Here is a 20,388-nt window from a genome sequence, read left to right as displayed (position 1 = left end):
CCAATGATCACCCATGATCCGGTAAAGCGGCGGTGGTCGGGACGGAAAGCCTTTCTCTGCGTTGGGCAAGACATGCTTGGCTCGGATAAGCGCAGGTCAACAAAGTGTTAAGGGCCAGTAGGGTCGGCTCGGCGCGATGTTGATCTTGTCCCGGAAATTTGGTGATACGTGTGCAACTGACACCGCACGAGCAGGAGAGACTGCTCATCCATGTGGCCGCGGACGTGGCCGAGAAGAGGAGGGTGCGCGGGGTGCTCCTCAACCACCCCGAGGCGATCGCGCTCATCACCTGTCACATCCTCGAAGGGGCCCGCGACGGACGGACCGTGGCCGAGCTGATGGCCTCCGGCCGCACCGTGCTGCGCCGCGAGGAGGTCATGGAGGGGATCCCCGAGATGATCCACGACGTCCAGGTCGAGGCGACCTTCCCGGACGGCACCAAGCTCGTCACCGTCCACGACCCGATCGTCTGAAGAGGAGCGAACCGCGTGATCCCCGGCGAAATCACCTACGGGGACGGCCCGGTGCTCCTCAACGAGGGCCGCCCCGTCACCCGCCTCACCGTGCTCAACGCCGCCGACCGGCCCGTCCAGGTCGGCTCCCACTACCACTTCGCCGAGGCCAACCCCGGCCTGGACTTCGACCGTTCCGCCGCGCGCGGGCAGCGGCTCAACATCGCGGCGGGCACCGCCGTGCGCTTCGAACCGGGCATCCCCGTCGCCGTGGAACTCGTACCGCTGGCCGGGCTGCGCACCGTACCGGGACTGCGCGGGCAGACCGGGGGTCCGCTCGATGGCTGAGATCTCCCGCCAGGTGTACGCCGATCTCTTCGGGCCAACGGCGGGTGACCGGATCCGGCTGGCCGACACCGACCTCTTCGTCGAGATCGAACAGGACCTCAGCGGCGGCCCCGGCCGGGCCGGCGACGAGGCCGTCTTCGGCGGCGGCAAGGTGATCCGCGAGTCCATGGGCCAGGCCCGCACCACCCGTGCCGAAGGCGCCCCGGACACCGTGATCACCGGGGTCGTCGTCCTCGACCACTGGGGCATCGTCAAGGCCGACCTCGGCATCCGCGACGGCCGCATCTGCGGCCTCGGCAAGGCCGGCAACCCCGACACCATGGACGGCGTGGACCCGGCCCTGGTCATCGGCCCCGAGACCGAGATCATCGCGGGCAACGGGAAGGTCGTCACCGCCGGGGCCATCGACGCCCACGTGCACTTCATCTCCCCGACCGTCATCGAAACGGCGCTCGCCTCCGGGATCACCACCCTCGTCGGCGGCGGCACCGGACCCGCGGAGGGCACCAAGGCCACCACCGTCACCCCCGGACCCTGGCACCTGGCCCGGATGTTCGCGGCGCTGGAGGCCTACCCCGTCAACATCGGCCTCCTCGGCAAGGGCAACACCATGTCCCGCGAGGCCATGCACTCCCAACTGCGCGGCGGCGCCCTCGGGTTCAAGATCCATGAGGACTGGGGGTCCACCCCGGCCGTCATCGACGCCTGTCTGAGCGTCTGCGACGAGACCGGAGCCCAGGTCGCCATCCACACGGACACCCTCAACGAGGCCGGATTCGTGGGCGACACCCTCGCCGCGATCGCCGGGCGGACCATCCACTCGTACCACACCGAGGGCGCGGGCGGCGGGCACGCGCCCGACATCATCACCGTGGTCTCCGAGCCCAACATCCTGCCCAGCTCCACCAACCCCACCCGGCCGCACACGGTCAACACCGTCGAGGAGCACCTCGACATGCTGATGGTGTGCCACCACCTCAACCCGGCCGTCCCCGAGGACCTCGCCTTCGCCGAATCCCGGATCCGGCCCTCGACCATCGCCGCCGAGGACGTCCTGCACGACCTCGGGGCCATCTCCATCATCTCCTCCGACTCCCAGGCCATGGGGCGCGTCGGCGAGGTCGTCCTGCGCACCTGGCAGACCGCCCACGTGATGAAGAAGCGGCGCGGCTTCCTCCCCGGGGACGGACCGGCCGACAACCACCGCGCCCGCCGCTACGTCGCCAAGTACACGATCAACCCCGCCGTCGCCCAGGGGCTCGCCCGCGAGATCGGCTCCGTCGAGACCGGCAAACTCGCCGACCTGGTGCTGTGGAACCCCGCCTTCTTCGGGGTCAAGCCCGAGCTGGTCATCAAGGGCGGCCAGATCGCCTACGCGCAGATGGGCGATGCCAACGCCTCCATCCCCACCCCGCAGCCGGTGCTGCCCCGCCCGATGTTCGGCAGCCACGGGCGCGCGCCCGCCCTGAACTCCCTCAACTTCACCGCGCAAGCCGCCCTCGACGACGGACTGCCCGAACGGCTCGGACTCGGCAAGCAGTTCACGGCCATCGAAAACACCCGGAAGGTGGGCAAGGCGGACATGCGCAACAACGACGCCCTGCCGAGGGTCGAGGTGGACGCCGACACCTTCACCGTCACCATCGACGGAGAGGTCGTGGAGCCCGCCCCCGCCGCCGAACTGCCCATGGCGCAGAGATACTTCCTCTTCTGATGGATACGCTCCGATGAGCCTCGCCGCCCTGCTCGTCCTCGCGGACGGCCGGTTCCCCGCCGGGGGCCACGCCCACTCCGGCGGAGCCGAGGCCGCCTGCAAGGCGGGCCGCATCCACGACGCCGCCACCCTGGAGGACTTCTGCCGGGGCCGGCTGCACACTGCCGGACTCACCGCCGCCGCCCTCGCCGCGGCCGCCGCCCTAGGGCTCGACCCGGCGGAGCTCGACGCCGCCGCCGACGCCCGCACCCCCTCGCCGGCCCTGCGCACCGCGGCCCGGCGGCTCGGCCGGCAGCTGCTGCGCGCCGCCCGGGCCACCTGGCCCGACCCCGGACTGGAGGCACTGGCCGCCGCGTTCCCGCGCGGCGCCCACCAGCCCGTGGTGCTCGGCCTCACCGCCCGGGCAGCCGGGCTCGGGCCGCTCGACGCCGCGCACGTGGCGGCGTACGAGAGTATCGGCGGCCCGGCGACCGCGACCGTGCGGCTGCTGGGCCTGGACCCCTTCGAGGCGAGCGGGGTCCTGGCCCGCCTCGCCCCCGAACTCGACGCCGTGGCGGCCCGGGCGGCCGAGGCCGCGCACCGGGCCCGCTCCGACGGCACGGACTGCCTGCCCGCGGCCTCCTCGCCCCTGCTGGAGATCGCGGCCGAGGCCCATGCCGACTGGCCGGTACGCCTCTTCGCCTCCTGAGCGCCCCGACCGGCCCGCCAGACACCCCAAAGGAGAATCCCCCCATGCATCTCGACCACGGTGCGGCCTACCCCCAGCGGCACACCCACGGCGCCGCCCCGCTCCGCGCCGACGGCACCCGGCGCGCCCTGCGCATCGGACTCGGCGGACCCGTCGGCTCCGGCAAGACCGCCACCGTCGCCGCCCTGTGCCGCGCCCTGCGCACCGAACTGTCCATGGCGGTCGTCACCAACGACATCTACACGCGGGAGGACGCCGAGTTCCTGCTCCGCGAGGCCGTGCTGCCGCCCGAGCGGATCACCGCCGTCGAGACCGGGGCCTGCCCCCACACCGCCATCCGCGACGACATCTCCGCCAACCTGGAGGCCGTGGAGGAGCTGGAGGAGACGGTCGGTCCGCTCGACCTGATCCTCGTCGAGTCCGGCGGCGACAACCTCACCGCCACTTTTTCCCGCGGCCTGGTCGACGCCCAGATCTTCGTCATCGACGTGGCCGGCGGGGACGACATCCCGCGCAAGGGCGGCCCCGGCGTCACCACCGCCGACCTGCTCATCGTCAACAAGACCGACCTCGCCCCCCACGTCGGTTCCGACCTGGACCGGATGGCCCGCGACGCCGCCGAGCAGCGCGGCGAACTGCCCGTCGCCTTCCAGTCGCTGCGCGGCCCCGAAGGGGTGGCCCCGGTGGCCGCCTGGGTGCGCGAGCGGATCGCCGCCTGGACCGTACGGTGACCAGCGCGCCTCCCGCACTCCCGTCGGCGGCGGGCCTGCGGGCCACCGCCCGCATCCACGCGGCCGCCGACGGGCGGGGCGGCACCTCCCTCCCCCTGCTGGCCGGCGAGGGGCCGCTTGCGTTGCGCCGCACCCGGGGCTCGGGGGCCGAGGCCGGGGTGATGCTGGTCGGCGCGATGACCGCCCCGCTGGGCGGCGACCACCTGACCGTCGAGGCCACCGCCGGGCCCGGGGCACACCTCGCCCTCGCCTCCGCGGCGGCGACCCTGGCGCTGCCCGGCCGCTCTGGCGAACCCGCGCGGTACGACGTACGCCTGGCCGTGCAGGAGGGGGCCTCCGTGCGGTGGCTGCCGGAGCCGCTGGTCTCCGTGCGCGGCAGCGACCTGCGCGTGCGCACGCAGGTCCAACTGGCTCCCACCGCGCGGCTGCTGCTCCGCGAGGAACAGGTGCTGGGCCGCTACGGGGAGGCCCCGGGCCTGCTGCGCAGCCGGCTCACCGCCACCCGCGGCGGCCGCCCGCTGCTGGACCAGGAGCTCACCTGCGGACCCGGCGCGCCCGGCGGCTGGGACGGCCCGGCCGGACTCGCGGGCCACCGGGCCCTCGGGCAACTCCTGGTCGTGGACCCGGCCTTCGAACAGGACCCGCCCGCGGCCGCGATGCTGGGGGAGTTCGCCGTGGTGACCCCGCTGGCCGGGCCCGCGGTGCTCGTCACGGCCCTGGCCCCGGACGCCCTGCGGCTGCGGGAACTGCTGGACGAGGCCGCCCGCACCTACGGGCCGCCGCCGAAGGCGTAGTTACGGGACGAATCAGACACCGCTGAGCGGTACACGCCTCTCCGGTTATCGGGTTGGCAAAGAACTCGACCCTGCTCTGTTGCCGGGTCCTGGTCAGGCGCAAGGATCCCCCTGCACGCGGACGACCGAAACCGACCGCAATCGGCCGCCGACGGCGGCACCTGACGCAGGGGGAACAACCACGTGATACGCAACGCGGCGCTGGGCAGCGCCGCCACACTGATCACCGGCACGCTGGCTGCGGGCCTGATGCTCGCTCCGTCCGCCTCGGCGGCCTCGGCCGGCCGTGACAACGGGGCCGCGGAGGCGGTCGGCGTCCAGATCGCCGCCGCCCGCGCCGCCCGCACCGGGATCGAGTGGAAGGACTGTCCCGCGGACTGGGGCTTCGAAAAGCCCATCCAGTGCGGCTGGGTGAAGGTTCCGCTCGACTACACCAAGCCCTTCGGCAAGACCATCGACATCGCCGTCGACCGGATCGGCAGCACGGGCACCCCGGAGGAGCGCCAGGGCGCGCTCATCTACAACCCCGGCGGCCCCGGCGGTTCCGGCATGCGCTTCCCGCGCCGGGTCATCACCAAGAGCCCGCTGTGGGTCAACGCCTCGAAGGCGTACGACTTCGTGGGCTTCGACCCCCGCGGTGTCGGCCACTCCGCCCCGATCTCCTGCATCGACCCGCAGGAGTTCGTGAAGGCGCCCAAGGCCGACCCGGTCCCGTCGAGCGAGGCCGACAAGCTCGCCCAGCGCAAGCTCGCCGCCGAGTACGCGGACGGCTGCAAGGAGCGCAGCGGCGAGATGCTGCCGCACATGACCACGCCGAACACCGCGCGCGACCTCGACGTGATCCGCGCCGCCCTCGGCGAGAAGAAGCTGAACTTCCTCGGCGTCTCCTACGGCACCTACATCGGCGGGGTCTACGCGACCCTCTTCCCGACCCACGTGCGCCGCATGATCGTCGACAGCGTGGTCGACCCGGACCAGGACAACATCTGGTACGAGGCCAACCTCGGCCAGGACGTCGCCTTCCAGATGCGCTGGAACGACTGGCAGGACTGGGTCGCCAAGAACGACGCGGTCTTCCACATCGGCGACACCCGCGCCAAGGTCGAGGCCAAGTACCAGGAGCTGCGCGCCACCGCCAAGGCCAACCCGATCGGCGGGGTCGTCGGCCCGGCCGAGCTCATCGGCTTCTTCCAGGGCGCCCCGTACTACGACTCCTCCTGGGTGCCCGTCGCCCAGACCTGGGCCGCCTACCTCGCCGGTGACACGCAGGCGCTGGTCGACGCGATCGCCCCGGACATGACGGACATCAAGGGCAACGCGGCGTCCGAGAACAGCAACGCCGTCTACACCGCCGTCGAGTGCGCCGACGCCAAGTGGCCCACCAGCTGGGCCGAGTGGGACCGGGACAACAGCAAGCTGCACGAGAAGTACCCGTTCCTGACCTGGTCCAACGCGTGGATGAACCTGCCCTGCGCGACCTGGAAGTCCAAGCAGAGCACCCCGATCGAGGTCGGCGCCAAGCGCGGTCTGCCGCCGGTGCTGATCGTGCAGTCCGAGCGGGACGCGGCCACGCCGTACGAGGGCGGGGTCTCCCTGCACAAGCGGCTGGCCGGTTCGCGTCTGATCACCGAGCAGAACGCCGGCTCGCACGGTGTCACCAGCCTGGTGAACCCCTGCATCAACACCCGTGTCGACACCTACCTGCTCACCGGCAAGGTCGACGCCAAGGACGTGACGTGCGGTCCGCACGCCACTCCCGTCGCGCCCGCCCCGGCCGCCGCGAAGGCGCTGGCCGAGGCCCCGCCGTCCGCCCTCCCGGCTCTGGAGGAGCTGCCGGCCGTTCGCTAAGGCCTGCGGTGGCATGAAGCAGTACTGAGCACAGCACAGCACAGCAACACAGCAGCACAGCACGGCACGGGAGAAGGCTCAGCGCGTCTTGCGCCGGGCCTTCTTCCGCGCTTCCTCCTCCTCCGCCTTGACCTCGGCGGCGTACCGGTCGACGTACTCCTGGCCGGACAGGTTGAGGATCGCGTACATGATCTCGTCGGTGACGGCCCGCAGCACGGCCCGCTCGCCCTCCATGCCCGCGTAGCGCGAGAAGTCCAGCGGCTCGCCGAAGCGGATCCTCACCCGCCGGATCTTCGGGATCTTCTGCCCGGGCGGCTGGATCTCGAACGTGCCGAGCATCGCGCAGGGGATCACCGGCGCCCCGGCGCCCAGCGCCATGGCGGCCACGCCGACCTTGCCCTTGTAGAGCCGCCCGTCGTGCGAGCGGGTGCCCTCCGGGTAGATGCCCAGCAGCTCGTCCTTGGCCAGCACCCCCAGCCCCTCCCGCAGAGCCGCCTGCCCGGCGTCCTTGCCGGAGCGGTCCACCGGGATCTGCCCGGCGCTGCGGAAGAACGCGGCGGTGAGCCGCCCCTTGACCCCGGGGCCGGTGAAGTACTCGGCCTTCGCGAGGAAGGTGATGCGGCGCTTCAGGATCGCGGGCATCAGGAAGTGGTCGGAGAACGACAGGTGGTTGCCCGCGATGATCGCGGGGCCCTGCGCCGGGATGTTCTCCAGCCCCTCGATCCGCGGCCGGAACAGCAGCCGCAGCAGCGGACCGAGCAAGACGTGCTTGAGCAAGTGGTAGAACACCAGGCCGCTCCCGTCGATGTCCCGTTGTCACGGCCATCGTACGGACAGTCAGTGCCGTCGCGGCAGCTCGGGGACGGCCTTGATCGCACACTGTCTTGATCGCACATGGTCTTGATCGAGACGCTGTCCTGCTCAGGCCCCGCGGGACGCGGCCATTCCGGCGGTGAGCAGCCCCAGCACCACCCAGCCGAACCACAGCCAGCCGTTGCTGCCGAGGGCCACGGAATACGCGGCGACGGCCACCAGAGCGGCGAAGGTCATGACAGCCATCGCCTTAACGGATCCGGTCATGCCCCATGGTCGCGCGCGAAGGCGCTTCTGCGCTACTGGCCACGCGCTTGGAGCGAGGCGAGATACGCGTTGTACGCCTCCAGCTCCTGGTCGCCGTCGCGGTCCGCGGCCCGGTCGGAGCGCTTCGCCGCCCGCTGGTCGGAGTGGTACCACTGGTAGACCAGCGCGATCAGCACCAGCACCGAGGGGACCTCGCTGAAGGCCCAGGCGATGCCGCCGCCCCACTGCTGGTCGAGCAGCGGGTCGATGCCCAGGGAGGCCGGCGGGTTCGCGTACGTCTTGATCATCGGCTCACTCGCCATCATCAGGGCGATGCCGAAGAAGGCGTGGAAGGGCATGCCCGCGAAGAGCTCCAGCATCCGCATCACGTAGCCGGGGCGGTGCGGGCCCGGGTCGATGCCCATGATCGGCCAGAAGAAGATCAGGCCGACGGCGAGGAAGTGCACCATCATCGCGATGTGCCCGGTCCGGCTCTCCATGAGGAAGTCGAAGAGGGGGGTGAAGTAGAGGGCGTAGAGGCTCGCGATGAACATCGGGATCGTGAAGGCCGGATGCGTGACCACGCGCATGTAGCGGCTGTGCAGCAGCATCAGCAGCAGTTCCCGGGGCCCCTTGTGGCCGCGCGCCGCGGGCGGCAGCGCGCGCAGCGCCAGCGTCACCGGGGCGCCGAGGAGCAGCAGGATCGGGGTGACCATGCTGATCACCATGTGCTGGACCATGTGCACGCTGAACATGACCATGCCGTAGTCGTTCAGCTTGGTGCACATCACCAGGACCACCGTCAGCACACCCAGGGTGAATGCCGTGGTCCGCCCCGGCGACCAGGAGTCCCCACGCCGGCGCAGCCGCAGCACGCCCCACCCGTACAGGGCGAGCCCGATCAGGGAGCCGAAGAGGAAGAAGGCGTCGAAGGAGAACTCCAGCCCGCGTCCGAGAGTGAACGGCGGCAGGTCCATGTTCATGTCCATGCCGTGCCCGCTGTGATGCATCTGTTCACTCCCTTGACCGTGGTGCCCCACCACAGTAGTGCCGCCCCCGGACGCGAACTCGTCCGGGGGCGCCCATCACAGAAATGTGGCGTAGAACGGGGGAAACATCACAGAACGGTCTGCGCCTCGGCGTACCGCTCGGCCGGGACCGTCTTGAGGGTCGAGGTCGCCTCGGCGAGCGGCACCATCTCGATGTCCGTGCCGCGCAGCGCGGTCAGCATTCCGAACTCGCCCCGGTGCGCCGCCTCCACGGCGTGCCAGCCGAAGCGGGTGGCGAGCACCCGGTCGTACGCGGTCGGCGTGCCGCCGCGCTGGACGTGGCCCAGGATCACCGGCCGGGCCTCCTTGCCCAGGCGGTGCTCCAGCTCCACGGCGAGCCGGTTGCCGATGCCCGCGAACCGCTCGTGGCCGTACATGTCGGTGCCGCCCTCCTTGAACTCCATCGAGCCGGGGCGCGGCTTGGCGCCCTCGGCGACGACGACGATCGCGAACCGCTTGCCCGCGGAGAAGCGCTCGCCGACGATCGCCGTCAGCTCGTCGATGTCGAAGGGGCGCTCCGGTACGACGATCGCGTGCGCGCCGGCCGCCATGCCCGAGTGCAGGGCGATCCACCCGGTGTGGCGGCCCATGACCTCGACGACCATCACGCGCTGGTGGGACTCGGCGGTGGTCTTCAGCCGGTCCAGAGCCTCGGTGGCCACGCCGACGGCGGTGTCGAAGCCGAAGGTGACGTCGGTGGACGCGATGTCGTTGTCGATGGTCTTCGGGACGCCGACGATGGGCAGGCCGGCCTGCGAGAGCAGGTTCGCGGCCTTCAGGGTGCCCTCGCCGCCGATCGGGATGATGGCGTCGAGACCCAGGTCGGCGACATGGCCGCGGGCGCGCTCCACCCCGTCGCGCAGGTGCGCGGGCTGGACCCGGGAGGAGCCGAGGATGGTGCCGCCGCGGGCGAGGATGCCGCCGACGGCGTCGAGGTCGAGCTTGCGGTAGTCCGCCTCCAGCAGCCCCTTCCAGCCGTCGAGGAAGCCGATCACCTCGTCGCCGTGGTCGACGACGGCGCGGTGCACGACGGAGCGGATGACGGCATTGAGGCCGGGGCAGTCGCCACCGGAAGTGAGCACACCTATGCGCATGGCAGAAAAGACCTTTGCAACGTGGGCCGACGACCGGACCACGTCGTCCGGTTGGAACTACCGTCACCCTACAAGCGGAAAGCGGGTGGGCTGAACCATCCTCCACATGCTGGTCGCACGGGTCGTACGAACGCACGTCGGCCCGGTTCCCCCAAGGGAATCCGGGCCGAACGCCTGGTGCCGGTGCCGCCTCGCGCGGGTCGCGGGGCCCTACGCGGGCTGCGTCGCCGCCGCGATGCGCTCGGCGCGCAGCGCCTCGTACCACCGGTCGTCTATGGCCGGCAGCGCGTTCACGTCGAGGGCCAGCTTCAGCAGCAGGTCCGCGATCTGCGGGTTGCGGGCCATCACGGGGCCGTGCATGTAGGTGCCGAACACCGTGTCGTTGTACGCGCCCTCGGTACCGTCTCCGGTGCCGTTGCCGCGGCCCATGGTCACCCGGGCGAACGGCTTCGCCGTCGGGCCGAGGTGGGTGACGCCCTGGTGGTTCTCGAAGCCCGTCAGCTGCGGCAGGCCCAGGCGCGGGTCGATGTCGGCGAGGACGTCGCCGACGCACCGCTCGCCCTCGCCGCGCAGGGTGACCACGTCCAGCAGGCCGAGGCCCTCCTGGCGCTGTCCCTGGTCGTTGACGAACTCCTGGCCGAGGATCTGGTATCCGGCGCAGACGGAGAAGACGATCGCCCCGTTCGAGACGGCGCGCTCCAGACCGCCGTCGCGCAGCAGGCGCTCCGCGGCCAGCCGCTGCGGCCGGTCCTCGCCGCCGCCGATCAGGTAGATGTCGCCCGAGGTGGGAATCGGCTGGTCGCTGCGCACGTCCACGCGCTGCACGTCCAGGCCGCGCTGGCGCGCCCGGCGCTCCACCACGAGGGCGTTGCCCTGGTCTCCGTACGTGCTCAGCAGGTCCGGGTAGACCCACACCAGACGCAGGCTGTTGTCGCTCATGCTCTTGTCCTTTATGGGTACTAGTTGCCGACGCGGCGGCGCACGTCCTGGAAGGCGGTGTAGTTGGCGATCAGCTCGATCTGGCCGGGCGGCGCGAGCTGCACGGCCTCGTCGAGGGTCTCGCACACCCGGAAGTCCAGGCCCGCGACCTCGAGGCGGACCGCGAGGTCCAGCTTGCGGTCACCGATCACGAAGATCGGGTGGCCGACCAGGCGCGGGTAGTCCACGTCCCACAGCCAGGAGGTGTCGGTGCCGTCGGCGCCGCGCGCGTTCACCGAGAGGATCACCGGGGTCGGCGGCGGGTCGATCAGCGAAAACGTTTCCAGCCAGCCGGCCGGGTTCTTCGCGAGCAGCAGCCGCAGCTCGCGGCCCTGGAAGGTCACCACGTCGTAGCGGCCGGCGACGGCCTGCACCTGGTACATGCGCTCCAGCGCGACCTGCGGCGGGACGCCGAAGACCGCGGCGACGGCGGCCGAGGTGGCGGCGTTGGCCTTGTTGGCGCGGCCGGGCAGCTGGAGGTGGATCGGCCAGGCCGAGCCGTGCGGGTCCAGGACGTGGTCGCCGGAGAGCACCCACGTCGGCGTCGGGCGGCGGAAGCCGCACTCGCCGCAGAACCAGTCGTCGCCGGGGCGCTGCATCACACCGCCGCAGGAGGGGCACGACCAGGCGTCGTCCTTCCACTCCTGGCCGGCCGCGACCCACACCACGTTCTGCGAGGAGGAGGCGGACCACACGATCAGCGGGTCGTCGCAGTTCGCGACGATGACGGCCTTGGAGCCCTGGAGCCCCTCGCGCCACTTCTCCGCGAGCATGCGGGTCTCGGCGGCGCGGTCCAGCTGGTCGCGGGAGAGGTTCAGCAGGGCGATCACCTTGGGGGTGACGTCCCGGGCCACCCCGGCCAGGTACTTCTCGTCGACCTCGATGACGCCGTACTTGGCGTCCGAGCCGCCGGCGAGGGCGGAGGTGATGCCGGCCGGCATGTTGGCGCCCAGCGCGTTGGAGACGACGGGGCCGCTGGCGCGCAGGGCCTCGGCGATCAGCCGGGTCGTCGTGGTCTTGCCGTTCGTCGCGGACACGAGGACGACGTCGAGGTGCTGCGCCAGCGCTGCGAGTAGATCGGGGTCGAGTTTGAGTGCGACCTTGCCACCGATCACCGATCCGCTTCCGCGTCCCGCGGCCCGCGACACCGCCGCCGCGGCCTTGCCCGCCGTCACGGCCAGCTTGGCCCGCGGCGAAAGCGGCTCTGTGTTGCCTGCCATCGTCCCTTGTCCTCCTTGCGTCGGTCGGCCCCAGCCTATCCAGTACCGGCCGGGGCCTTGACCGCGGCGCCCCCACGCCACGGCAGATCTCCTCATATAGTCGCCCGTCGTACCCTTACGGCCATGCGACAGCGCCCCATTCCCGGTACGACCGGCCTCGTCCGCACCATGAGCCTGCTGGGCGATCCGGTGCTCCACTCGGCCTGCGCGGAGGTCACCGAATTCGGCCCGGCCCTCGACCGGCTCATCGAGGACATGTTCGCGACGATGTACGCGGCCGAGGGCGTGGGCCTCGCGGCGAATCAGATCGGCGTCGCACAGCGGGTGTTCGTCTACGACTGCCCCGACGACGAGGACGTCCGCCATGTCGGGCACGTGGTGAACCCGCGCCTGGTGACGGCCGACGGGGACGAGTTCACCGGGCCTGAGGGCTGCCTGTCCCTGCCGGGGCTGGAGGCGGGTACGGCTCGCTTCGACCGTGCCGTTGTGGAGGGGGTCACCTCGGACGGGGCGGCCGTACGGGTGGCGGGGACCGGGTTTTTTGCGCGGTGCCTGCAGCATGAGTGCGACCACCTGGACGGGACGGTGTACGCGGACCGCGTGACGGGCTTGCGGGCCCGTCGCCTGCGGCGGGCGATCCGTAAGACGCCGTGGGGTGCGGAGGCGCTGCGCGGCTGAGGCGGTCGGTGCGAAGCCCGGCTGCGCCGGGACCTGGGGCTCCGCCTTCGACTCCACGCCACAAACGCCGGCGAGGCCGGCTTCCGCTCCGCCGCAGCCAGGCTGCTCCGGCGCGGCCGAAGAGGTCAGAAGCCCGGGCCGTCTTCACGGTTGCCGGCGGTGGCCAGGCGGCCCCAGAGGAGGTCGGTGAGGCCGGCGACGAGTTCCGCGCGCTCGCAGGGGCGTTCGCCGAGCCACCAGTCGCCGGCGGCGTGCATCATGCCGACGATGCCGTGGCCCCAGACGCGGGCCAGACGTTCGCCGCCCGGGCCCAGGTCCACGCGTTCGCCGATCACCTCGGCCAGCTCCTCGCCGAGGCGTCGCAGCAGCGGGGCCGAGTGCAGGCCGACGTCGAAGCCGCGCTCGGTGCTCTGGGAGTCCTCCGCCGGGTGCATCAGGAAGCGGTAGACCTGGGGGCGGGCCTCGATGGCGGCGAGGTAGGTGTCGAGGGTGGATTCCACCCGGCGGCGCCGCTCGGCCGGGGCGTCGAGCGCCGCCCGAAGCGAGTCGAGCAGGGCGTCCGTGTGTCGGACGGCCAAGGCCTGGTACAGGCCCGCCTTGTCGCCGAAGTGGCGGTAGAGGATGGGCTTGGTGATGCCGGCCTCGGCCGCGATGGCGTTCATGGAGGCCTTGGGGCCGTCCCTGAGCACGACGCGGTCGGCCGCTTCGAGCAGCTCCCGGCGCCGGCGCCCGGCCGCTCCCGGCTCGCCTGCCTGCTGCGTGGTCTCCATGATGTGTTTCTCTCCCCGCCCGTGCGATGTGCGTGACGCCCACGCAACGTAACACCCCCGTACACCGTGACCGTCGGAGCCGTCCGTGCTTGACAGTGCTTACTGACCGGTAACAGACTGTGGCCACCGCGCAGGTTACCGCTAGTAACCTCCGCATGGACGAGTACAGACAGGTGGAGGGGACATGGCGGAGTTCACCATGGAGCTCAACGACGACCAGAAGCAGGTACGGGACTGGATCCACGGCTTCGCCGCCGATGTGATCCGGCCCGCGGCCGCGGAATGGGACGAGCGCGAAGAGACTCCCTGGCCCGTCATCCAGGAAGCGGCGAAGGTCGGCATCTACTCGCTGGACTTCTACGCCCAGCAGTTCTTCGACCCCACGGGCCTCGGCATCCCGATGGCGATGGAGGAGCTCTTCTGGGGAGACGCGGGCATCGCCCTGTCCATCGTCGGCACCGGGCTCGCGGCCATCGGCGTCGTGGCGAACGGCACCGAGGAGCAGATCGGCACCTGGATCCCGCAGATGTACGGCACCCCGGACGACGTGAAGGTCGCCGCCTTCTGCTCCTCCGAGCCGGACGCGGGCTCCGATGTGGGCTCCATGCGCACGCGGGCCGTCTACGACCAGGCCAAGGACGAGTGGGTGCTGAACGGCACCAAGACCTGGGCGACCAACGGCGGAATCGCCAACGTCCACATCGTCGTCGCCGTCGTCGACCCGGAGCTGGGCACGAAGGGCCACGCCTCCTTCATCGTGCCGCCGAACACCCCCGGACTGTCCCAGGGCCAGAAGTTCAAGAAGCACGGCATCCGCGCCTCGCACACCGCCGAGGTGGTGCTGGAGGACGTACGGGTCCCCGGTTCCTGCCTGCTGGGCGGCAAGGAGAAGCTGGACGAGCGGCTGGCGCGGGCCCGTGAACGGGCGCGCAGCGGCGGTGCGGGCGAGCGCGTGAAGAACGCCGCCATGGCCACCTTCGAGGCCTCCCGGCCGGCGGTCGGGGCGATGGCGGTGGGCACCGCGCGTGCGGCGTACGAGGTCGCCCTGGACTACGCGAAGACGCGTACGCAGTTCGGCCGGCCGATCATCGACAACCAGGGCGTGGCCTTCCAGCTCGCCGACATGCGGACGCAGATCGACGCAGCGCGGCTGCTGGTGTGGCGGGCGTCCTGGATGGCGGTCGCGGGCCGGCCGTTCACCTCGGCGGAGGGCTCGATGTCCAAGCTCTTCGCGAGCGAGGTCGCGAAGAAGGTGACCGCGCAGGCAGTCCAGATCCTCGGGGGGAACGGGTTCACCCGGGAGTACCCGGTGGAGCGGATGCACCGGGACAGTGCGATCTACACGATCTTCGAGGGGACGAGCGAGATCCAGCGGCTGGTGATCGCGCGCACGATCTCCGACATGCCGATCCGCTAGGCGCTGTGCCCCGGCCGGGGCGCGGGGCGCCGGCCCCGCACCCCGTGACTCAGCGCAGTGGTGCGAGGCAGCTCGTGGTGGAGCCGCCCGGACCGTACTTGAGGTCGGCGTAGAACTCGCCGTCCGCGCAGGTCGTCCCCGGCTGGAGCCGGCGGGTGACGCGGTACTCCGCCTCCGGTGAGCCGCAGGGCTCGACGAGCAGCTCCTGGTCGCTCCAGTCGCCCACGTTGCGCACGCACTGCCCCACGCTCAGCGTCGTCGGCTCGTCGTCGCCGACCACGAGGCCGATCACCAGGAGCGTGGGGACCGCGAGGACGACGAGCAGCATCGGCACGAGGACGATCAGCACCGGGACCCGGCGCCAGAGCGGCCGGCCCGGGTCGAGCGGCGGCCGGAAGCCGCCCGCCGGGGGAGCGAGCCGGCGGAAGGCCGCCCGCGGGCCGAGGTTCATCAGCAGGGTCACGGGCGTGATGAAGGCGGACAGGGGCCCCCACCAGCCCTGCCACATGGTGTCCGACGACATGCTGCGGTAGGTGGCGAGCCCGCAGTCACGGCAGAACGGCCCGCTCCGGCTCAGGAACCGCATCAGCACGATCATGCCCTGGTGGCCGCGCACGGTCGCAGCCGCGGCGGGCCACGCCCCGCACACGCGGCAGCCGTACGCGCCCGGCTGCGGGTGGACGCCGTAAGCGCCGTACGAGGTTTGCTGCGGGACCTGCGGGACCTGCGGGACCTGCGGGACCTGCGGGACCTGCGGGACCTGCGGGGCTTGTGGGGCTTGTGGGGCTTGTGGGGCGTACGGGTTGTTCCGGTCGTACGGGTACGGGTACGGGCCGGCGCCCTGCTGGGGCGGTGGCGGAGTGGCCACGGAGATCTCCTCGGTCGCGTAGTGATCACCGGCGCGGTGATCACGGCACCCTAGCCCGCGGCGTCAGCGGCCCAGCAGCCGGGCGAGGGCCCGGCCGAAGAGGAACCGGCCCGCCGCCGCGACCACGGGGTCCAGGGCGCGCGGGAGGCCGCGCAGGCGCAGCTCCTCGCGCCAGTGGACCTCCGCGCCGGCCCCGCCGAGGGGGCGGATTTCGATCTCCGCCCAGCCCGTCACCGTGCGGCCGCGCTTCTCCAGACGGACCAGTCCCGGGATGCCAGGCGCCGGCGGGCGCCATACGGTGACTTCCATCGGGTCGTCGAATGTGATCCTGCCCACCCCCGTGCGCGCCGTGAAGATCGTCCCGACTCGCGTCGGAGGCGGTGTCGTGATGATCGTCCGCGTGAGGGGGACCTGCGCCCCGTGGCGTTCCCAGTCCGTCAGCCGCAACCACGCCTCGGCGGCCGGCAGATGCGTACGGCGAATGATCCGGATAGCGGGCATGAGCGCATGGTAATCGGGCATACACACCCTGAACTGGACCGCGAATATGGGTTCCGTCCGGGGGCGGCGATCAGCAATACTCACCGCCACCGTGGATCGCGGATTCGACCGGGTGACCACCGGCCCTCCCGCCCCACCTTGCGAGGAGGTGCGCCATGTGCTCCCACCAGCCCCCCTGCCCTGCCGCAGACAGTTCAGACCACGATGCCGCCCGGACCGTGGCCTTCCACCCCGAACAGGGTTGGAGCCTGCTCTGCAACGGTGTGGTGGTCTTCGACGACACCGGTGAACTGCTCCCCGAAGGCCGAACGGTGGAGCCCCGCCGCCCGGCCCTGGTCTGAGCGAGGAGGCAGCATGCGTCAGCAGCTGATCCGCAAGCCCGTTCCCAAGCCCGCCCCGCGAGACCTGGACCTGCGCACACCGTCGGGCAGACCCCTCCCGTACTGACGGGAGGCCAGGTGTTGAACCAGTTGTCAGCACGTTCACCGGCTGCTGTTCAGCCGGTGGACGAAGCCGCTCCGCCCCGGAAGGCCGTCTCGTACGCGGCGTCGCCGATCGCCGCCCGGGCCTGCCGTTCGCCCAGGTCCCGAAGGGCCGTCAGCGAGGGCGAGCCCATCTGCGGCCGGCCCACCGTGCGCCACCAGGCGTGCCCGGTGCCCAGCAGGCGCGCCGCCAGCTCCCCGTCGCCCAGCGCGGCCACCGCCGCGGCCAGCAGGTCCAGGCCCAGGGCGATACCGAAGCGGTCCCCGAGCAGCCGCTTCCCCGACAGCATGGCCCTGACGTGCCGGGCCGCCTCCCCGTGTTCGCCCAGGCCCAGCGCGGCCACCGCCAGGACGTAGTCGGCGTACGCCCGCAGCCAGCGCTCGCCCAGCTCCGCGCAGGTCTCCCGCAGGGCCGCCGCCTCCTGTGTCGCCTCCTCGAACCGCCGCAGGTCACACAGGGCGTAGGCCGTGGCCAGCTTGCAGAGCAGCCAGCCGGGAGCGCTCGTCCGCCCGCCGTGGCCGGCCCGCGCCCGTGGACCGGCCAGGCTGAGGGCCCGTACCGGATCGCCCGGCATCAGCACCGACACCGCCTGCAGATAGGCCGCGCGCAGCTCCCGCTCGGGATCCGCGAGCCTGGCCGCGCCGCCCGCGCACTCCTCGCCGACCCGCCGGGCGACCGTCATGTCGCCCTGGATCAGAGCCGTGAGGCCCAGCGCCCACAGGGCCTGGTTGTACGCGGCTCCCGTGGGCTGGGCGCTCTCCAGCGCCCGTTCCAGGACACTCCGGCCCTCGTGCACGTGCCCGCAGCAGAACCAGAAGAACCACAGGGCCCCGGCCATCTCCAGCGCCGCCGTCGGATCGGAGCCCACCAGGTGCTCCAGGGCCGTGCGCAACTGCGCGTGCTCGGTGGTCATCCTGCGGTACCAGTCCACTTGCCCCGGGCCCAGCCAGCCCTGGTCGGCGGCCAGGGCGAGTGCCGCGTACCAGTGGGCGTGCCGGTCGGCGACGACCCGCGTCTCGCCGAGCTCCTCCAGCCAGTCGTGCCCGTACTCGCGGATCGTGTCCAGCATCCGGTAACGGGCCCCGGCGCCCCGCTCCTCGGTGCGGCGGACCACCGACTTGGCGACCAGGCCCGCCAGCACCCGCTCCACCCGGGAGGCGGGCAGCGGGCCGCCCGCGCACACGGCGCGGGCCGCCGCGACGTCGAAGTCCCCGGTGAAGACCGACAGCCGGGCCCACAGCAGCCGTTCCAGCGGCTCGCACAGCTCGTGGCTCCAGCCGATCGTGGTCCGCATCGTCTGGTGCCGGGCCAGCAGGGCGGACCGCGTGTCGGAGAGCATGTCGAAGCGCGCCCCGATCCGCTCGGCCATCTGCTCCAGCGACCAGCGCCGCATCCGGGCGCCGGCGAGTTCCAGGGCGAGCGGGATCCCGTCGAGGCGGCGGCACAACTCGGCGGCGACCAAGGTCCGTTCCGGGTCCTCGAAGCAGGCCGCAGCCCGCGGTGTCGCGGCCAGGGCGTGGGTGCGGAAGAGGGCGAGGGCATCGCTGTCGGGACCTTCGCAGGGCAGCGGGCGGATCTCGACGACCTCCTCGCCGGGTGAGCCGAGCGGTTCCCGGGAGGTGACCAGGACCGTCAATCCGGGCGCCGACTGGAGGAGTTCGCCCGCCAGGTGGCGGCATGCGGCCACCATGTGCTCGCAGGTGTCCAGGACCAGGAGGAGCTCCTTGTCGGACATCCACGCGCACAACTCCTCGTCGAGGGGGCGCGGGGAGTGGTCGGCGAGGCCCACGGTGTGGGCGACGGTCGCGGTCAGCAGGCCGGGGTCGCGCAGCGGCGACAGCTCCACCCACCACACGCCGTCGCGCCGCGCCCGGCCGGCGGCGGAGGCGGCCTGCAGGGCGATCCGGGACTTGCCGACACCGCCCACGCCGGTGAGGGTGATCAGCCTCCGGTGCTGTAACAGGACGTCGAGGAGGCCGAGTTCGCGCTTGCGGCCGATGAAGCCGGCCGGTTCCGGCGGCAGGTTTCCCTGTGTGAAGCCGGCGGCCGGCGCGAGGTCGCCGTCCGAGGAATCTGCCTGATTGTTGTTGACCGAGTACTCACCGAACACGGATGTATTGTGCGTGATCTTCTTTCCCGGCAGGGGCGTTCAGGCCAGATCGTTGCGCGGACTCACGCCACGAGGGTGATCCGGCGCTCCGCCGAGAAGGCCCCCCAGGTGCCGTCGGGCAGCCGTGCGCGCAGCTTGACGGCCCAGACGGTACCGGCCGGCTCGGTCACGGTGATCCGGTGCTCGGCCCGCCCGCTGGGCACGGCGCCGGCACCGAACTGGATGACGGTGGTGGGCCTTCCGTTGACATGCAGCTCGTACTCGCTGGTCTTCCGGCCGGTGTCCGGGGCGGTCCAGCCGAGGGTGACCGCGCCGGGCGAGGCGGCCGCCGTGAACCCGGCGGGCGCGGTGTTCGGGCCGTCGCCGGAGGCGGGCGGGGTCGTCACGTCCACCGGGGGGCTGTCGGGGGAGGAGTTGTCCGCGCCGTCGCGGGCCCGCACGGTGAAGGTGTACACCGTGTCCGGCTGGAGGCCGCCCAGGGCGGTACCGCTCTCGCCGGGGCCGGCGGTGTGGATCCGGACACCGCCCTGGTAGACGTCGTACGCCGTCACCCCCGTGTCGTCCGTCGCCGCCGACCAGGACACCAGGGCCGACCGGGGCCCGGTCGCCCGGGCGGTGGCGGCGGCGGGCGCGGTGGGCGCCTGTTGGTCCTCGGCCTTGGCCGCGGGGGTGGTCGCGCGTGCGCCGGGGGCGGCCGGGGAGAGGTTGCCGGCGGCGTCCGCGGCCTTGACGGTGAAGGCGTAGCCGGTCTGGGGGCTGAGGCCGGTGATGTCCACCATGGTCTTGTCGGCCGGGAGTTCCCGGACCAGGCGGCCGCCCTCGAAGACCTGGTAGCCGGTCACCCCGTCCCGTTCCGCGGCCGCGTTCCACATGACGTGCACGGTCGTGGCGCTGCCGGCCTGCGCGGTGAGCCCGGCGGGGGCGGGCGGAGGCTCGGTGTCCGGTGCGGTGCAGGCGGCCAGGCCGCAGAGCGCCAGGCCGAGGAGGCAGAAGGCGAGCGGGGCGTTGCGTCGCACGGGTGCCCTCCTCGGCTCCGCCTAAAGGTCTAGACATATATGGCACGCGGGGGCCGGGCCGGGCAACCCCCGTGCGGTGGGCTTGCCATCGCGGTGAACGGACGCGCTGGGGCGGCGCGGGGGATGTGGGGCGGTTCGTGTTCGTCGAGGAGTACCGCGCCGAGACCGGCGCCGGCCTCCTCGCCGTCGGCCACGATCCGGTGCTGCTCGGCCGCTGGTGCGACCGCACGACCCACTGGCACGAGATCGTCAAGGACTGACCTTCCGTCACGGACGGTCAACACCCGTACGGCGTACACGTCTTTTGCCCGGAGCCGGCCCTCGCTGCGCCACCATGGGCGCCGAGTAAGGAGGTTTCGATGGTGATTTCGCTCTCCGTGGTCGTCCTGCTCGTCATCCTCGCGTGGATCTTCGTACGCAGCGGCGGCCTCAAGTTCTCGCACGCCGTCGTCTGCGTGCTGCTCGGCTTCTACCTGGCGAGCAGCAGCATGGCCGCGACCATCCACGACGGCCTGACGGCCACCGCGAACGTGGTCTCAGGACTGAGGCCCTAGGTCCTGTTTGAAGTTC

General features: G+C 71.9%; 22 protein-coding genes and 1 pseudogene. 12 read left to right on the top strand and 11 right to left on the bottom strand.

Annotated elements, in window-relative coordinates:
* The first annotated feature begins 170 nt into the window (after positions 1-170).
* The 7 genes from J7E94_RS09250 to J7E94_RS09220 all read left to right on the top strand — a co-directional run bounded on the left by J7E94_RS09250 (position 171) and on the right by J7E94_RS09220 (position 6,575).
* A complete protein-coding gene (locus tag J7E94_RS09250) occupies positions 171-473 on the top strand; it encodes an urease subunit gamma (RefSeq protein ID WP_215013963.1) in 303 nt (100 codons plus the stop codon).
* A 15-nt stretch (positions 474-488) separates the two neighbouring features.
* On the top strand, positions 489-800 hold the full coding sequence (locus J7E94_RS09245; protein ID WP_215013961.1) for an urease subunit beta: 312 nt from the start codon (positions 489-491) through the stop codon (positions 798-800).
* The gene (locus J7E94_RS09240; RefSeq protein WP_215013959.1) at positions 793-2,514 is read left to right on the top strand and encodes an urease subunit alpha; all 1,722 of its coding nucleotides are present in this window, start codon (positions 793-795) and stop codon (positions 2,512-2,514) included. The genes J7E94_RS09245 and J7E94_RS09240 overlap by 8 nt, the downstream gene beginning before the upstream one ends.
* A gap of 13 nt (positions 2,515-2,527) precedes the next feature.
* Entirely contained in the window at positions 2,528-3,202 is a 675-nt protein-coding gene (locus J7E94_RS09235; protein WP_215013957.1) for an urease accessory protein UreF, read from the top strand.
* Between the two features lie 44 nt (positions 3,203-3,246).
* Positions 3,247-3,933 (top strand): urease accessory protein UreG, encoded by a 687-nt coding sequence (gene ureG, locus J7E94_RS09230; protein WP_215013955.1) that lies wholly within the window; start codon positions 3,247-3,249, stop codon positions 3,931-3,933.
* Positions 3,930-4,727 carry an urease accessory protein UreD gene (locus J7E94_RS09225; RefSeq protein ID WP_308344770.1) on the top strand — a complete coding sequence of 266 codons (798 nt, stop codon included), beginning with the start codon at positions 3,930-3,932 and terminating at the stop codon, positions 4,725-4,727. The genes ureG and J7E94_RS09225 overlap by 4 nt, the downstream gene beginning before the upstream one ends.
* A 249-nt stretch (positions 4,728-4,976) precedes the next feature.
* A complete protein-coding gene (locus tag J7E94_RS09220) occupies positions 4,977-6,575 on the top strand; it encodes an alpha/beta hydrolase (RefSeq protein ID WP_251056395.1) in 1,599 nt (532 codons plus the stop codon).
* Positions 6,576-6,653: 78 nt separating this feature from the next.
* Here J7E94_RS09220 and J7E94_RS09215 read toward each other — a convergent pair whose 3' ends face one another.
* The 6 genes from J7E94_RS09215 to J7E94_RS09190 all read right to left on the bottom strand — a co-directional run bounded on the left by J7E94_RS09215 (position 6,654) and on the right by J7E94_RS09190 (position 11,975).
* On the bottom strand, positions 6,654-7,364 hold the full coding sequence (locus tag J7E94_RS09215) for a 1-acyl-sn-glycerol-3-phosphate acyltransferase (protein WP_215013950.1): 711 nt from the start codon (positions 7,362-7,364) through the stop codon (positions 6,654-6,656).
* 132 nt (positions 7,365-7,496) lie between these two features.
* Positions 7,497-7,634: a hypothetical protein gene (locus J7E94_RS09210; RefSeq protein WP_215014072.1), complete on the bottom strand. Its 138-nt coding sequence runs from the start codon at positions 7,632-7,634 to the stop codon at positions 7,497-7,499.
* Positions 7,635-7,687: 53 nt separating this feature from the next.
* Complete coding sequence (locus tag J7E94_RS09205) at positions 7,688-8,644, bottom strand: cytochrome c oxidase assembly protein (RefSeq protein ID WP_215013948.1); 957 nt, start codon at positions 8,642-8,644, stop codon at positions 7,688-7,690.
* Between the two features lie 107 nt (positions 8,645-8,751).
* Positions 8,752-9,777, bottom strand: coding sequence for a 6-phosphofructokinase (locus tag J7E94_RS09200; protein ID WP_215013947.1), 1,026 nt, complete (start codon positions 9,775-9,777; stop codon positions 8,752-8,754).
* A gap of 210 nt (positions 9,778-9,987) precedes the next feature.
* Entirely contained in the window at positions 9,988-10,716 is a 729-nt protein-coding gene (locus tag J7E94_RS09195; RefSeq protein ID WP_215013946.1) for a type 1 glutamine amidotransferase, read from the bottom strand.
* Positions 10,717-10,736: 20 nt separating this feature from the next.
* On the bottom strand, positions 10,737-11,975 hold the full coding sequence (locus J7E94_RS09190) for a MurT ligase domain-containing protein (RefSeq protein ID WP_215013945.1): 1,239 nt from the start codon (positions 11,973-11,975) through the stop codon (positions 10,737-10,739).
* A gap of 123 nt (positions 11,976-12,098) precedes the next feature.
* Here J7E94_RS09190 and def point away from each other — a divergent pair, with 123 nt between their 5' ends.
* Positions 12,099-12,653 carry a peptide deformylase gene (gene def / locus J7E94_RS09185; protein ID WP_215013944.1) on the top strand — a complete coding sequence of 185 codons (555 nt, stop codon included), beginning with the start codon at positions 12,099-12,101 and terminating at the stop codon, positions 12,651-12,653.
* A 125-nt stretch (positions 12,654-12,778) separates the two neighbouring features.
* Here def and J7E94_RS09180 read toward each other — a convergent pair whose 3' ends face one another.
* Positions 12,779-13,423 carry a TetR family transcriptional regulator gene (locus J7E94_RS09180; protein ID WP_215013943.1) on the bottom strand — a complete coding sequence of 215 codons (645 nt, stop codon included), beginning with the start codon at positions 13,421-13,423 and terminating at the stop codon, positions 12,779-12,781.
* Positions 13,424-13,607: 184 nt separating this feature from the next.
* Between J7E94_RS09180 and J7E94_RS09175 the strand changes: the two genes are divergently transcribed.
* Complete coding sequence (locus J7E94_RS09175; protein ID WP_215013942.1) at positions 13,608-14,840, top strand: acyl-CoA dehydrogenase family protein; 1,233 nt, start codon at positions 13,608-13,610, stop codon at positions 14,838-14,840.
* Positions 14,841-14,889: 49 nt separating this feature from the next.
* Here J7E94_RS09175 and J7E94_RS09170 read toward each other — a convergent pair whose 3' ends face one another.
* Together J7E94_RS09170 and J7E94_RS09165 are read right to left on the bottom strand one after the other, a co-directional pair.
* The gene (locus J7E94_RS09170) at positions 14,890-15,708 is read right to left on the bottom strand and encodes a hypothetical protein (RefSeq protein WP_215013941.1); all 819 of its coding nucleotides are present in this window, start codon (positions 15,706-15,708) and stop codon (positions 14,890-14,892) included.
* Positions 15,709-15,771: 63 nt separating this feature from the next.
* Positions 15,772-16,209, bottom strand: a complete 438-nt coding sequence (locus tag J7E94_RS09165) for an SRPBCC family protein (protein WP_215013939.1) — start codon at positions 16,207-16,209, stop codon at positions 15,772-15,774.
* A gap of 155 nt (positions 16,210-16,364) precedes the next feature.
* Here J7E94_RS09165 and J7E94_RS09160 point away from each other — a divergent pair, with 155 nt between their 5' ends.
* Complete coding sequence (locus J7E94_RS09160) at positions 16,365-16,550, top strand: DUF5999 family protein (protein WP_215013937.1); 186 nt, start codon at positions 16,365-16,367, stop codon at positions 16,548-16,550.
* 155 nt (positions 16,551-16,705) lie between these two features.
* Here the strand turns inward: J7E94_RS09160 and J7E94_RS09155 are convergent, their stop codons facing one another.
* Positions 16,706-18,802 (bottom strand): NB-ARC domain-containing protein, encoded by a 2,097-nt coding sequence (locus J7E94_RS09155; RefSeq protein ID WP_215013935.1) that lies wholly within the window; start codon positions 18,800-18,802, stop codon positions 16,706-16,708.
* Between the two features lie 62 nt (positions 18,803-18,864).
* A complete protein-coding gene (locus J7E94_RS09150; protein ID WP_215013933.1) occupies positions 18,865-19,818 on the bottom strand; it encodes a fibronectin type III domain-containing protein in 954 nt (317 codons plus the stop codon).
* Positions 19,819-19,961: 143 nt separating this feature from the next.
* Between J7E94_RS09150 and J7E94_RS09145 the strand changes: the two are divergent.
* Both J7E94_RS09145 and J7E94_RS09140 read left to right on the top strand, forming a co-directional pair.
* A pseudogene (locus J7E94_RS09145) lies at positions 19,962-20,078 on the top strand (ABC transporter ATP-binding protein); the annotation flags it as partial.
* 99 nt (positions 20,079-20,177) lie between these two features.
* Positions 20,178-20,372, top strand: a complete 195-nt coding sequence (locus J7E94_RS09140) for a hypothetical protein (RefSeq protein ID WP_215013930.1) — start codon at positions 20,178-20,180, stop codon at positions 20,370-20,372.
* Positions 20,373-20,388: the final 16 nt, after the last annotated feature.

The organism is Streptomyces sp. ISL-94 (assembly GCF_018614075.1).
GTDB lineage: Bacteria > Actinomycetota > Actinomycetes > Streptomycetales > Streptomycetaceae > Streptomyces.
This window is presented reverse-complemented; position numbering and strand designations above follow the sequence as displayed.

Bases quoted from the DNA above. Each gene is read 5' to 3' on its own strand.
- J7E94_RS09240 (WP_215013959.1), top strand. From the start codon at position 793: ATGGCTGAGATCTCCCGCCAGGTGTACGCCGATCTCTTCGGGCCAACG.
- J7E94_RS09235 (WP_215013957.1), top strand. From the start codon at position 2,528: ATGAGCCTCGCCGCCCTGCTCGTCCTCGCGGACGGCCGGTTCCCCGCC.
- ureG (WP_215013955.1), top strand. From the start codon at position 3,247: ATGCATCTCGACCACGGTGCGGCCTACCCCCAGCGGCACACCCACGGC.
- J7E94_RS09220 (WP_251056395.1), top strand. From the start codon at position 4,977: ATGCTCGCTCCGTCCGCCTCGGCGGCCTCGGCCGGCCGTGACAACGGG.
- J7E94_RS09210 (WP_215014072.1), bottom strand. From the start codon at position 7,634: ATGGCTGTCATGACCTTCGCCGCTCTGGTGGCCGTCGCCGCGTATTCC.
- J7E94_RS09205 (WP_215013948.1), bottom strand. From the start codon at position 8,644: ATGCATCACAGCGGGCACGGCATGGACATGAACATGGACCTGCCGCCG.
- J7E94_RS09200 (WP_215013947.1), bottom strand. From the start codon at position 9,777: ATGCGCATAGGTGTGCTCACTTCCGGTGGCGACTGCCCCGGCCTCAAT.
- J7E94_RS09195 (WP_215013946.1), bottom strand. From the start codon at position 10,716: ATGAGCGACAACAGCCTGCGTCTGGTGTGGGTCTACCCGGACCTGCTG.
- J7E94_RS09190 (WP_215013945.1), bottom strand. From the start codon at position 11,975: ATGGCAGGCAACACAGAGCCGCTTTCGCCGCGGGCCAAGCTGGCCGTG.
- def (WP_215013944.1), top strand. From the start codon at position 12,099: ATGCGACAGCGCCCCATTCCCGGTACGACCGGCCTCGTCCGCACCATG.
- J7E94_RS09180 (WP_215013943.1), bottom strand. From the start codon at position 13,423: ATGGAGACCACGCAGCAGGCAGGCGAGCCGGGAGCGGCCGGGCGCCGG.
- J7E94_RS09175 (WP_215013942.1), top strand. From the start codon at position 13,608: ATGGCGGAGTTCACCATGGAGCTCAACGACGACCAGAAGCAGGTACGG.
- J7E94_RS09165 (WP_215013939.1), bottom strand. From the start codon at position 16,209: ATGCCCGCTATCCGGATCATTCGCCGTACGCATCTGCCGGCCGCCGAG.
- J7E94_RS09160 (WP_215013937.1), top strand. From the start codon at position 16,365: ATGTGCTCCCACCAGCCCCCCTGCCCTGCCGCAGACAGTTCAGACCAC.
- J7E94_RS09140 (WP_215013930.1), top strand. From the start codon at position 20,178: ATGGTGATTTCGCTCTCCGTGGTCGTCCTGCTCGTCATCCTCGCGTGG.